Origin of the sequence: Bosea sp. RAC05 (genome assembly GCF_001713455.1) — a bacterium.
Taxonomy (GTDB): Bacteria; Pseudomonadota; Alphaproteobacteria; order Rhizobiales; family Beijerinckiaceae; genus Allobosea.
The window spans coordinates 2,303,271-2,315,201 of record NZ_CP016464.1; the positions used below are offsets into that span (position 1 = coordinate 2,303,271).

The 11,931-nt window shown below is 68.3% G+C and carries 12 protein-coding genes; 7 read left to right on the forward strand and 5 right to left on the reverse strand.

Going from position 1 to position 11,931, the window contains the following annotated elements:
- Positions 1-26: 26 nt before the first annotated feature.
- Positions 27-794 carry a signal peptidase I gene (lepB, locus tag BSY19_RS14360; RefSeq protein ID WP_069054758.1) on the reverse strand — a complete coding sequence of 256 codons (768 nt, stop codon included), beginning with the start codon at positions 792-794 and terminating at the stop codon, positions 27-29.
- 247 nt (positions 795-1,041) lie between these two features.
- On the opposite strand from lepB, the gene BSY19_RS14365 reads away from it, so the two are divergent.
- Together BSY19_RS14365 and aqpZ are read left to right on the forward strand one after the other, a co-directional pair.
- Positions 1,042-2,055 carry a histidine kinase dimerization/phosphoacceptor domain -containing protein gene (locus tag BSY19_RS14365; protein ID WP_171905143.1) on the forward strand — a complete coding sequence of 338 codons (1,014 nt, stop codon included), beginning with the start codon at positions 1,042-1,044 and terminating at the stop codon, positions 2,053-2,055.
- Positions 2,056-2,144: 89 nt separating this feature from the next.
- Positions 2,145-2,843: an aquaporin Z gene (gene aqpZ / locus BSY19_RS14370; protein ID WP_069054759.1), complete on the forward strand. Its 699-nt coding sequence runs from the start codon at positions 2,145-2,147 to the stop codon at positions 2,841-2,843.
- 55 nt (positions 2,844-2,898) lie between these two features.
- On the opposite strand, the gene acpS is transcribed toward aqpZ, so the two are convergent.
- Both acpS and BSY19_RS14380 read right to left on the reverse strand, forming a co-directional pair.
- Positions 2,899-3,303, reverse strand: a complete 405-nt coding sequence (gene acpS, locus BSY19_RS14375) for a holo-ACP synthase (protein ID WP_069054760.1) — start codon at positions 3,301-3,303, stop codon at positions 2,899-2,901.
- Positions 3,304-3,312: 9 nt separating this feature from the next.
- On the reverse strand, positions 3,313-4,062 hold the full coding sequence (locus BSY19_RS14380; protein WP_069054761.1) for a pyridoxine 5'-phosphate synthase: 750 nt from the start codon (positions 4,060-4,062) through the stop codon (positions 3,313-3,315).
- 239 nt (positions 4,063-4,301) lie between these two features.
- On the opposite strand from BSY19_RS14380, the gene BSY19_RS14385 reads away from it, so the two are divergent.
- The 3 genes from BSY19_RS14385 (at position 4,302) to BSY19_RS14395 (ending at position 8,886) form a co-directional block, all read left to right on the forward strand.
- Entirely contained in the window at positions 4,302-6,002 is a 1,701-nt protein-coding gene (locus BSY19_RS14385; protein ID WP_335622338.1) for an ATP-binding protein, read from the forward strand.
- Between the two features lie 102 nt (positions 6,003-6,104).
- Complete coding sequence (rpoZ, locus tag BSY19_RS14390; RefSeq protein WP_069054763.1) at positions 6,105-6,497, forward strand: DNA-directed RNA polymerase subunit omega; 393 nt, start codon at positions 6,105-6,107, stop codon at positions 6,495-6,497.
- Positions 6,498-6,666: 169 nt separating this feature from the next.
- Positions 6,667-8,886 carry a RelA/SpoT family protein gene (locus tag BSY19_RS14395; protein WP_069057112.1) on the forward strand — a complete coding sequence of 740 codons (2,220 nt, stop codon included), beginning with the start codon at positions 6,667-6,669 and terminating at the stop codon, positions 8,884-8,886.
- 3 nt (positions 8,887-8,889) lie between these two features.
- On the opposite strand, the gene BSY19_RS14400 is transcribed toward BSY19_RS14395, so the two are convergent.
- The gene (locus tag BSY19_RS14400) at positions 8,890-9,735 is read right to left on the reverse strand and encodes a LysR family transcriptional regulator (RefSeq protein WP_069054764.1); all 846 of its coding nucleotides are present in this window, start codon (positions 9,733-9,735) and stop codon (positions 8,890-8,892) included.
- Positions 9,736-9,849: 114 nt separating this feature from the next.
- Between BSY19_RS14400 and BSY19_RS14405 the strand changes: the two genes are divergently transcribed.
- Entirely contained in the window at positions 9,850-10,233 is a 384-nt protein-coding gene (locus BSY19_RS14405; RefSeq protein WP_069054765.1) for a tautomerase family protein, read from the forward strand.
- A gap of 182 nt (positions 10,234-10,415) precedes the next feature.
- Entirely contained in the window at positions 10,416-11,159 is a 744-nt protein-coding gene (gene recO / locus BSY19_RS14410; RefSeq protein WP_069054766.1) for a DNA repair protein RecO, read from the forward strand.
- Here the strand turns inward: recO and BSY19_RS14415 are convergent.
- Positions 11,066-11,857, reverse strand: coding sequence for a DUF1003 domain-containing protein (locus BSY19_RS14415; protein WP_069054767.1), 792 nt, complete (start codon positions 11,855-11,857; stop codon positions 11,066-11,068). The two genes, recO and BSY19_RS14415, sit on opposite strands and share 94 nt — an antisense overlap.
- Between the last annotated feature and the right edge of the window lie 74 nt (positions 11,858-11,931).

The following is an 11,931-nucleotide window of genomic DNA, read 5'->3' on the forward strand; positions in this document are numbered from 1 at the left end:
GGTTCTCGCTCACTGCTGCATCGGCCTCACTTGATCGCGCTGAACAGGCGGTTCCACCGCACCGTCCAGGGCCACTCCCAGAGTTTCCAGGCGGATTCGCCCTCTTCGATGGAGAAGAAGATGATCTCGGCCCGGCCGACGAAATTCTCGAAGGGCACGAAGCCGACACTGCGGTCGCGCGAATCCAGCGAGTTGTCGCGGTTGTCGCCCATCATGAAGAAGTGGCCGGGCGGCACGACGAAGACCGGCGTGTTGTCGAACGAACCGCGGTCGCCCTCGCGCTCGATGATCTGGTGCGAGACGCCGTTGGGCAGCGTCTCGCGATACTGGATCGCCGGCGAACTGCGGCCCCAATTGTCGGTCGTGACGAAATCGGCGATCCGCTCGCGCTTCACCGGCTGATTGTTGATGTGCAGGATGCCGTCGATCATCTGGATGCGCTCGCCGGGCAGCCCGATCACGCGCTTGATGTAGTCGGTCGAATTGTCGGTCGGCAGCTTGAACACGGCGATGTCGCCGCGCTTGGGCTCGGCCGCCCAGACGCGGCCGGAGAACAGCGGCGGGCTGAACGGGATCGAGTGCTTGGAATAGCCGTAGGTGTATTTCGAGACGAAGAGATAGTCGCCGATCAGCAGGGTCGGGATCAGCGAGCCCGAGGGAATGTTGAAGGGCTGGAACAGCAGCGTCCGGATCACCAGCGCGATGAGCAGGGCCTGTACGACGACCTTGATGGTCTCGACGATGCCGCCCTCGTCCTTGGCGGTCTTCTTCTTCGAATCGACGTCGTTGGCCACGCGGGCGCTCCTGGGACGGGGGTCCAGCGCGCGGTCTAGCGGAATGTCGCCCGCCAGACAACGCCGGCAGAGGCGCGGCGCCCTGGCGCCGTTCGGCCCGTCCGGACGGGTCGTCATTTTCAAGCGACAATACGTCTTTTAACATGGACGGCGCTGCGAACCGGTCTAGGAGAGCGTGGGCCGCCGGTTCCGACGGTCCTGTCCCCGCGATCCCCGCCGTCTTGAAGACCCGACCGTCCAGGAAACCGTGAAGCTCCTCTTCCGCTCACCGCCGCTCGTTTCCCGCTCGCGGCCGGCCGTCCAGACGGCCGTGGCGATCGCGCTCGCCGGCCTCATTTCGGCCGCCGCCACGGCGGCCCGCTTTGCGCTCGAAGGCACGCTGCCGCCCGGCTATCCGTTCCTGACCTTCTTTCCTGCCGTCATCATCACGAGCTTCCTGTGCGGGACGGCCGCCGGCACGCTCTGCGCCGTGCTCTGCGGATTCGCGGCCTGGTACTGGTTCATCCCGCCCAACGGCTTCGCTCTCGACCGGCAGAGCGCTTTCGCGCTGGCGTTTTACGTCTTCATCGTCACCGTCGACATCGTGCTGATCCACCTGATGACGCGCGCAATGCGACGGCTCGAGGCCGAGAAACGCGTCTCGAACGCGCTGGTCGAGCAGCAGCGGACGATGTTCGAGGAACTGCAGCATCGCGTCGCCAACAACATGGCGTTCGTCGCCAGTCTGCTGAACATGTCGCGGCGGCGCCTCAAGGCCGATCCCGCGGCGGCCCCCGCGATCCTCGACGAGGCCCGCAACCGCATCGAGACCATGGCGCGTATCCATCGGCGCCTGCACGACCCCAACCAGGTCGACCTGCCGGTGGGGGCCTATCTCAGGGATCTCTGCACGGACGTCATCGAGGCCAGCGGGGTATCCGGCGTCGCCTGCGAGGTCGATGTGCCGGAGATGACCTTAGACATCCGCAAGCTGACGACTCTGTCGATGCTGGTCTCCGAGATCATCACCAACTCGCTCAAGCACGCATTTCCCGATGGCCGTGTCGGGCGCATCGCGGTGTCCATTCGCCTGGTCGACGGCGAGACGGCGGTGTTGACCATCGCCGATGACGGTGTCGGGCTGCCCGAGGCGCCGGAGGACGCGGCGCCGGGACATGGCCTGGGCAATCGCATCGTCGAGGCCCTGGCCAAGCAGCTGAAGGGCACGCTGGTTCGCCAGTCGGGCGCGGGCCTGGTGACACACATCACCTTCCCCTTATGAGGTCGCCCGGCGGCGACGCGCGGGCCGCCCGATTGACCTTGCGAAACGTCGCGGGCACCATCTTGGCCGGGCTCGGGGGAGACGGCATCATGAACAGCAAGAAATATGCAGCGGAGGCCATCGGGACCTTCTGGCTGACCTTCGCGGGCTGCGGCAGCGCCGTCATCGCGGCGGGCTTCCCGCAGGTCGGCATCGGCCTTCTCGGCGTCTCGCTCGCCTTCGGCCTCACCGTCGTCACCATGGCCTATGCCATCGGCCACATTTCGGGGTGCCACCTCAACCCGGCCGTCACGGTTGGCCTGGCGGCCGGCGGCCGCTTCCCGACGAACCAGATCCTGCCCTACATCGTGGCGCAGGTGGGCGGCGCCGTCGTCGCGGCGGGCGTGCTCTATCTCATCGCCCGCGGGGCGCCGGGCTTCGATCTCGCCAAGGGCTTCGCCTCGAACGGCTATGGCGAGCACTCGCCGGGCAAGTACAGCCTCTTCGCCGGGTTCCTGACCGAAGTCGTCATGACGATGATGTTCCTCTTCATCATCATGGGGGCGACGCATGGCAAGGCGCCGGCGGGCTTCGCGCCGCTGGCGATCGGGCTCGGCCTGTGCCTGATCCATCTCGTCAGCATCCCCGTCACCAACACCTCGGTGAACCCGGCGCGCAGCACCGGCCCGGCGCTCTTCGTCGGCGGCTGGGCCATGGGGCAGCTCTGGCTGTTCTGGGTCGCGCCGCTGATCGGCGGGGCGCTGGGCGGCATCCTCTATCGCTGGCTGAGCGACGAATCGAAGGCGTAGGTCGTGGGCGCGGCCCCGGTCGCGTGAGCGCTCGTCGTCCGGCCTGCGGATCCGCTCAGGCCGGCAGCACGCGTGCCTCGATCACCACGAAGGCCTGCGCCATCGGCGGGTCGTCGGTCATCGAGACATGCACGATCGCCTCGTGCCCGGGCGGCGTCATCGCCGCCAGCCGTGCGGCCGCGCCGCCGGTCAGCCGCAGCGTCGGCCGTCCGCCGGGCAGGTTGACGACCTCCATGTCGCGCCAGAACACGCCGGCGCGCAGGCCCGTTCCCAAGGCCTTGGAGCAGGCCTCTTTCGCCGCGAAACGCCGGGCGTAAGACGCCGCGCGCGTTGCCCGCCGGTCGGATTTGGCGCGCTCGATCTCGGTGAAGACGCGATGGGTGAAGCGCTCGCCGAAACGGTCGAGCGACTTCTGGATGCGGTCGATGTCGCAGAGATCGGAGCCGATGCCGAGGATCATGCGCGAGACTTACGTCGCGGCGCGCCCCTCGTCCATCGCCTGCCGCATCCGCAGGAGCGCGGCATCGAGGCCGATGAAGATCGCCTCGCCCATCAGGAAATGGCCGATGTTGAACTCGACGAACTCAGGCACCGCCGCGAGCTGCCGCGCCGTGTCATAGTCGAGCCCGTGCCCGGCATGGACCTCGAGCCCCAGCGAGGCGGCGAAGGCCGCACCTTTGGCGAGGCGCGCGAACTCGGCCTGCGCCTTGTCGGGATGCCCGTCGGCCACGGCGTGGCACCAGGTCCCCGTATGCAGCTCGATCACTGGGGCGCCGAGCTTGGCCGCCATCGCGATCGGCGCCTCATCCGCCTCGATGAAGAGCGAGACACGGCAGCCGGCTGCTTTCAGCCGTGTGATGGCGGGCCGCAGCGCCGCCTCCTGGCCGACGACGTCGAGCCCGCCCTCGGTGGTGCGCTCCTCGCGCTTCTCGGGGACGAGGCAGGCCGCGTGCGGCTTCAGCTGCTCGGCGAGCGCGATCATCTCCTCGGTCGCCGCCATCTCGAAGTTCAGCGGCTTGGTCAGTTCGGCTGCCAGGCGCGCCATGTCGGCATCGCGGATATGGCGCCGGTCCTCGCGCAGATGCGCGGTGATGCCGTCGGCTCCCGCAGCGACCGCCTGATGCGCGGCCCGCACCGGATCGGGCAGGGCGCCGCCGCGCGCATTGCGCACCGTCGCGACGTGATCGATGTTCACGCCCAGTCGCAGCCGGTTCGCCATGGGTCAAATCTCCTCGGGACCGGGCGTGCATAGACGAGAATGCGCCGCTGTCTCAAGACACGCATTGTCACGCCCGCCCCCACGAAAACTGATGGGTCGCGATGATTGGCGGCTTGGCCTTGGTGTTTCGGTAACCGCGTCGTCAGGGCGGGCGGGCGCCGGGCCGCGAATAAGGCAATCGTAAAGACTCGGCCCTACCATGAAAGGTCAGGGTATCCGGGTGTCATGGGGCGCGTATCGTGCAGCTTGCCGTAAAGTCAGGAATGTTCGAGGCCGAGGCGACGCGCGACCGGCGCGATCACGCCCAGGAGCCCGATCGTTCCCTCGGTCGCGTTGTCTCCTGCGACGGCTCGCGCGCCACCATCGCCAGCACGGTGGCCGGAATGGCGAGGCTCGGTCCGGAATCCTGGACCGTCGGGCGGATGATCTCGATCAACCTCGGCCGCACCCGCATCGTCGGTCTGGTCTACGAAATGTCGGCGGTGAACGCCGTCTGGGACGAGGGCGCCGACAACGCGATCCATGTCCAGGTCGAGCTCCTGGGCGAAGTCATCGAGAGAGCCGATGGCGGCACGAGCTTCCAGAGCGGCATCTCGACCTATCCGCCGATCGGCGCCGTCGCCCACCGCATCCGGTCCGGCGATCTCGCCCTCGTCCACGATCTCGGCACGCGCAAGGCCGTGACCATCGGCACGCTGACCCAGGATCCGACGATCCCCGCGACCGTCTGCATCGACGACATGCTGGCGCGGCACTTCGCGCTGGTCGGCACCACTGGCGTCGGCAAGTCGAGCGCCGTCTCGCTGCTGCTGCGACGCGCCATCGCAGACCGCCCGCGGCTGCGCGTCCTCATCCTCGACCCGCACAACGAGTACGCCTGCGCCTTTCCTGACCGCGCTCTGGCGATCGACGCCGAGGCGCTCGACCTGCCGTTCTGGATGTTCAAGCTCGAGGAGTTCGCCGAGGTCGTCTTCCGCGGCCGGACCGCCTTCGACGAGGAGGCGGACATCCTGCGTGAGGTCGTGATGGGCGCGCGCGAGCGCTATCGCGCCGGCAGCTCCCGCAACACAATGCGCGATCTGAACTCCACCCTGCTGAAGCGGCCGCTCGACGCCGGCCTCGGCCGCCGCGAGGAGGGGGCGGGCAGCGCCGGCGACATGCCGACGCCCTACCGGATCATCGACGCCATCGCGATCATCGACGAGTTCATCGGCCTGCATGAGAAGCGCTGGCCGCACGCCTCGCTGCGCTCGCTGAAGGTCCGGCTCGAGACCCTGCACAACGACCCGCGCTACCAGTTCATGTTCGCCCGCGCCAACATGATGGAGACGATGGCGCCGGTCGTCGCGCAGATCTTCCGCGTGCCCCATCACGGGCGCCCGATCACGGTCTTCCAGCTCGGCGGGCTGCCGTCCGAGGTCGTCGATGCGGTGGCGTCCGTGCTGGCGCGGCTCTCCTTCGACCTCGCCTGGGCGAGCCAGGGCACCTACGAGATCCTGCTGCTCTGCGAGGAGGCCCATCGCTACGTGCCGGCCGATCCATCGCTCGGCTTCCAGCCGACGCGCCAGGCCATCGCCCGCATCGCCAAGGAGGGCCGCAAATACGGCGCCTATCTCGGCGTGGTGACGCAGCGCCCCGGCGAGCTCGACCCGACGATCCTGTCGCAGTGCTCGACGATCTTCGCCATGCGTCTCGCCAACGAGATCGACCAGCAGATCATCCGCTCCGCCATCTCGGACGCCTCGGCCAGCACGCTGAAATTCCTCTCCTCGGTCGGCAACCGCGAGGCGATCGCCTTCGGCGAGGGCGTCGCCACGACGATGCGGATGCGCTTCGCCGAGCTCGCCCCGCACGAACTGCCGGCGATGGACCTCGTCACCGGCGGCGATGGCCGGCGCGAGCCGGGGCTCGACGAGATGGTTCGCCGGATGCGCGGCTGAGCCCGCGCGCGGGCGACGCCAATCTTGCATCCGCGGTGCTTTGCCTGTAATGGCACGCGCTACCCATTTCCCTGCATCGCGACAGATCAGAAGGAGCCGCCCATGGCTCGCGTCACCGTTGAAGATTGCATCGACAAGGTCGACAACCGCTTCGAGCTGGTCCTGCTCGCCAGCCATCGCGCGCGCATGATCCAGTCGGGCTCCGCGATCCTGGTGCCGCGCGACAACGACAAGAACCCTGTCGTCGCGCTGCGCGAGATCGCCGACGAGAAGCTCAAGCCCGAGGATCTGAAGGAAGACCTGATCCACTCGCTGCAGAAGCATGTCGAGGTCGACGAGCCGGAGGCCGAGACCGTGCCGCTGCTCGCAGCCCCCGGCCAGAGCGCCTCGACCCCCGATTCGGAGGTCCAGTTCGACCGCATGAGCGAGGACGATCTGCTGCGCGGCCTCGACGGCCTCGTGCCGCCGACCGAGAGCGCCGACGACGAGGATTGAGCCTTGCCAGGCCGCCCGGCCTAACGGCTTCTTCACCCACTCCGCTAAAGCCCGGCGCCGCCGGGCTTTTTCGTGCCCGCTTCGGGGATTACGCCTTGCTGCCTGCCCCGCCTGCGCCGATATTGACGGACTCCAGATCAGGCAGGCGTGACAGAGGGCCCGCATGGGCATGATGCGGCAATACGAACTCGTCGACCGGGTTCGAAGCTACAATCCCAACACCGACGAGGACCTCCTCAACCGGGCCTATGTCTATGCCATGCGTGCTCATGGCACGCAGAAGCGCGCCTCCGGCGACCCGTTCTTCGCCCATCCGCTCGAGGTCGCGGCGCTGCTGACCGATCTCAAGCTCGACGATGCGACGATCGTGGCGGCCGTGCTGCACGACACCGTCGAGGATACGGCGGCGACGCTCGAAGAGATCGAGAGCATGTTCGGCCCCGACATCCGCCGGCTGGTGGACGGGCTGACCAAGATCAAGAAGCTCGACCTCGTCTCCAAGAAGGCGGCCCAGGGCGAGAATTTCCGCAAGCTCCTGCTCGCCATCGTCGACGATGTCCGCGTGCTCCTGGTCAAGCTCGCCGACCGGCTGCACAACATGCGGACCCTGCATTTCATGGCGCCCGAAAAGCGCCTGCGCATCGCCGAGGAGACCGCCGAGATCTATGCCCCGCTCGCCGGGCGCATGGGCATGCAGGAGCTGCGCGAGGAGCTGGAGGAACTGGCCTTCCGCCACATCAAGCCGGAGGCTCATGCCACCGTCACCAAGCGGCTGGAGGAGGTCACCGAGCGCGAGGGCAGCGTCATCGGCGAGATCGAGAAGGACCTCAAGGACAAGCTCGCCGCCAGCGGCATCGAGGCCGACGTTTCCGGCCGGCGCAAGCGGCCCTATTCGATCTGGAAGAAGATGGAGCGCAAATCCATCTCCTTCGAGCAGCTCTCCGACATCTTCGGCTTCCGCGTCATCGTCGCCACGCCGGAGGATTGCTACCGCGTGCTCGGCATCGTCCACATGACCTGGCCGATGGTGCCCGGCCGCTACAAGGACTACATCTCGACGCCCAAGCAGAACGACTACCGCTCGATCCACACCACGGTGGTCGGGCCGGGCCACAGCCGCGTCGAGCTGCAGATCCGCACCGACACGATGGACCGGATCGCCGAATACGGCATCGCCGCCCATGCCCACTACAAGGACGGGCGCACCACCGAACTCGCTCATTATGCCGATGAGAGCCGGGCCTATCAGTGGCTGCGCCGCACCGTCGACCTGCTCGCCGAGGGCGACAGCCCGGAGGAATTCCTCGAGCACACCAAGCTCGAGCTGTTCCACGACCAGGTCTTCTGCTTCACGCCGAAAGGCCGGCTGATCGCGCTGCCGCGCGGCGCCACGCCGATCGACTTCGCCTATGCGATCCACACCAATGTCGGCAACAGCGCCGTCGGCGCCAAGATCAACGGCCGCATCGCCCCGCTCTTGACCGAGCTCGCCAATGGCGACGAGGTCGAGATCACCCGTGCCGAGGGGCAGACGCCGCCGGCCGCCTGGGAATCCCTCGTCGTCACCGGCAAGGCACGTGCCGCGATCCGCCGCGCCACCCGCAGCGCCGTGCGCCGGCAGTATTCCGGCCTCGGCCGGCAGATTCTGGAGCGCGCCTTCGGGCGGGCCGACCGTCCCTTTAGCGACGAGAAGCTGAAGGCGGCGCTCAAGCGCCTCGCCCGCAACGCCGTCGACGACGTGCTCGCGGCGGTCGGGCGCGGCGAGATGTATTCCGGCGACGTGGTCAAGGCCGTCTATCCCGACCTCGAGCCCGAGAAGCGCGCCACGCCCGATCCCAAGGCGGCCGGGGCCGGCACCGGCAACGGCAAGGGCTGGTTCGAGCTGCGCCAGGGCGAGAACCTGAAGTTCAAGCTGCCGGGTGAGGGGCCCGGCGACAACGCGATTCCGATCCGCGGCCTCGGCGGCGACCTGCCGGTGCGCTTCGCGCCCAATGGCGGGGCGGTGCCGGGAGACCGCATCGTCGGCATCCTGACGCCGGGCGAGGGGGTGACGATCTACCCGATCCAGTCGCCGGCGCTCGCCGCCTTCGACAACGAGCCCGAGCGCTGGCTCGACGTGCGCTGGGATCTCGACGACAAGGCGATGCAGCGCTTCCCGGCCCGGATCGCCCTGAACTCGATCAACGAGCCCGGCTCGCTCGCCCAGATCACCACCACCATCGCCGAGCATGACGGCAACATCGACGCAGTCGCGATGCACCGCCCCAACCCGGACTTTACCAACGTCACCATCGACCTGACGGTCTGGGACCTGAAGCATCTCAGCGCCATCATCAGCGAATTGCGCGAGAAGCGGGTGATCAGCCGGGTCGAGCGGGTGGTCGGCTAGGCCTCAGCCGGCCCGGAAGGCCGCGGCCAACTCGCGCACGAAGGCGTTGGCGCGCGGCGTCGCCACCTGGCTGCGCAGCACGACGCAGGAGGTGCCGAGATCGGGCAGGCCCCAGTCGCGCCCGACATCGGTCGTTCCTGCCGGCGCCAGCCTTGCCGCCAGCGGCGAGACGCCGAGCCCGCCCGCGACCGCCGCCTGCACCGCGGCCATGCCGCCACCGATGAAGGCTTCGCGCCACGCGAGGCCGGCGCGGTCGAGCGCCGCCATGCCATGCTGGCGCAGCCAGCAATCGGGCATCAGGCTCACCAGCGGCAGCGCCTCGTCGGGCCGCCGGATCAGCCGCGGCGCCGCGAACCAGCCGAACCCATCCTCCCGCAGCACCTCGCCGCTGCGGCCCGCGGCCAGCCGGCGGATGATCACGACGTCGAGTTCGCCGCGCTCGAAGGCCGCCTCCAGCGCCCGCGACGGCTCGATCCGCAGCGCAATCACGACACTGGGATGGGCCGCCGCCAGCCGCGCCAGTACCGCGGGAATCTCCGCTCCGACCGCCTGCTCGCTGAGCCCGATCGCCATGCGCTCCGGCGCGGCGGCGAAGACGGTGAGCGCCTTGCCCTGCGCGGCCATCAGCTCGCGCGCGGCGGGCAGGAAGCGCTCGCCCTCCGCCGTCAGCCGCACCAGCCTTGGATGGCGCTGCAGCAGAACCTTGCCCAGCCGCTCCTCCAGCCGCCGGATGCGCGTGCTGACCAGGGATTGCGTCGTGCCGAGCGCCTCGGCCGCCCGGGTGAAGCTGGCGAGATCGGCCGTTTTGAGGAAGGCGGCGACGGCGTCCGGATCGAGCGCGGCGAGCATAATGATCCCTAATCGATATCGCTGATATCATCTTCGATACGGTTTCGGGATGAATTGCGCAAGCTAGGGTCTTCCTCACTGGCGGGACCGCCGCTGTGCCAACGGAGACCTCTCATGCCCCTGATCCGAATTTCGATGCGCCGCGGGCGCCCCGCCTCGCATCCCGCGGTCATCGTCGACGGCGTCTACCGGGCGCTTCGCGCGACCTTCGAGGTGCCGGAGAACGACCTCTTCGCGGTCGTCCATCAGCACGAGGCCGAGGAGTTCGTCTTCGACGCCAATTTCTTCGGCTTCCAGCGCTCGGCCGGGCTTGTGATCATCCAGATCACGGTCGCCAACACCCGCGGCGTCACCCAGAAGAAGGCGCTGTTCGCCGCGATCGCGGCCCATCTCCAGCAGGATCCCGGGCTGAAGCCCGACGACATCTTCATCAACCTGGTCGAGGTCAAGCGCGAGGACTGGTCCTTCGGCGGCGGCGTGGCGCAGTATGTGGCGTGAGCGTTGCGATTGTACTCGCCAACCACGCCGTCATTCCGGACAAGCGGCGAAGCCGCGCAGTTCCGGAATCCATCATAGGGTGTGGCAGCCCTCCGATGGATCCCGGCGCTCCGCTTCGCTGCGGCCGGGATGACGTTGCGCGTGAAATTGCAGCCTCGCGCGAGCCGCCCTAAACCCATCCCATGGAATGGAGCGACGAGGGCACGATCATCGGCGTCAGGCGCCATGGCGAGAGCGCCGTGATCCTGGAGGTGATGACGCGTGACCATGGCCGCCATCTCGGCCTCGTCCGCGGCGGGCGCTCCGCGAAGCAGCAGCCGGTGCTCCAGCCCGGCAACGCCGTCGCGCTGGTGTGGCGGGCGCGGCTCGACGAGCATCTCGGCGAATACAAGGTCGAACTGCTCGCCTCGCATGCCGCGCGGCTGATCGCGGCGCCGGTGGCGCTCTATGGCCTCGGCACGATCGGGGCGCTGCTGCGGTTGTTGCCGGAGCGCGATCCCCATCCCGGCCTGCACGAGGCGCTCTCCGTGATGGTCGCCCATCTCGACGAGCCGGCGCTCGCGCCGGCGCTGGTGGTGCGCTTCGAGGTCGCGATGCTGTCCGAACTCGGCTTCGGGCTCGATCTTTCGCGCTGCGCCGTCACCGGCTCGCCCGACGATCTCAGCCATGTCTCGCCGAAATCGGGCAAGGCCGTCAGCCGCAAGGCGGCCGAACCCTATCGCGACCGGCTGCTGGCGCTGCCGCCCTTCCTGAGCGAAGGGCAGGGCGCGAGGTCGCCATCTGCCGCCGATCTCGCCGCCGGCTTCGCGCTGACGGGCTTCTTCCTGCGCCGTTACGTCTTGGAGCCGCGGGGCTTGGCCGAGCCGCCCGAGCGGGCGCGTCTGGTCGAACTCGCGGCGCGGGCGTCGCTCGCATCGGAGGCCTGAGCGCTGCGCAACTCCTGCAGCAGCTCGATCTGCACCTCCTGGATCTCGGCGAGGCGCTGCCATTGCCGGTTGACGAGATGGTCCATCTTCTCGTGCAGATGCCGGATCTCCAGCTCCGCCTTGAGGTTGACCTGGTAGTCGTTGCGTGAGCGGGCCCGGTCCTTCGCCTCCTGCCGCTGCTGGCTCATCATGATGACGGGGGCCTGCACGGCGGCGACACAAGACAGGATCAGATTGAGCAGGATGAAAGGGTAGGGGTCGAAACTGGTCGCGCCGCCCATGTTGATCGTGATCCAGATGGTGATGACGACGCCGAACGAGATCAGGAAGGCCCAGCTCCCGCCAAAACTCGCGACATGGTCGGCCAGGCGCTGGCCGAAGGTCCGGTCGCGGTCGAGTTCATCGTCGGTGTTGCTGGTGATCAGCTCGGAGGAGGCGAGGCTTTCGGCCACCTGCCGGTCGAGCTCGGTCATCTCGCCGCGCTCGCTGGCGAAGAGCGCGTTGACATAGCGCGAGCGGTAGGTCGCGACGGCGTCCTGCGAGACCAGCGCATGAGCCGCGAGATCGGGGTGGTCGCGGCGGATCGCGTCGGCCAGCGCCGGTCGCAGTGCGTCGAGCCCGATCAGATGGCGCCGCGGCAGCGTGCGCCCGGTCAGTGAGCAGACGCCGCTCTCCGCGCTCGAGTCTTGGCTGGTCATGCGGGTCTCCCTGGGAACCGGGCCTGCGCCGGTCGATTGCAACGCTGGTCTTCGCCCGCCAACGTTCTAGCGGG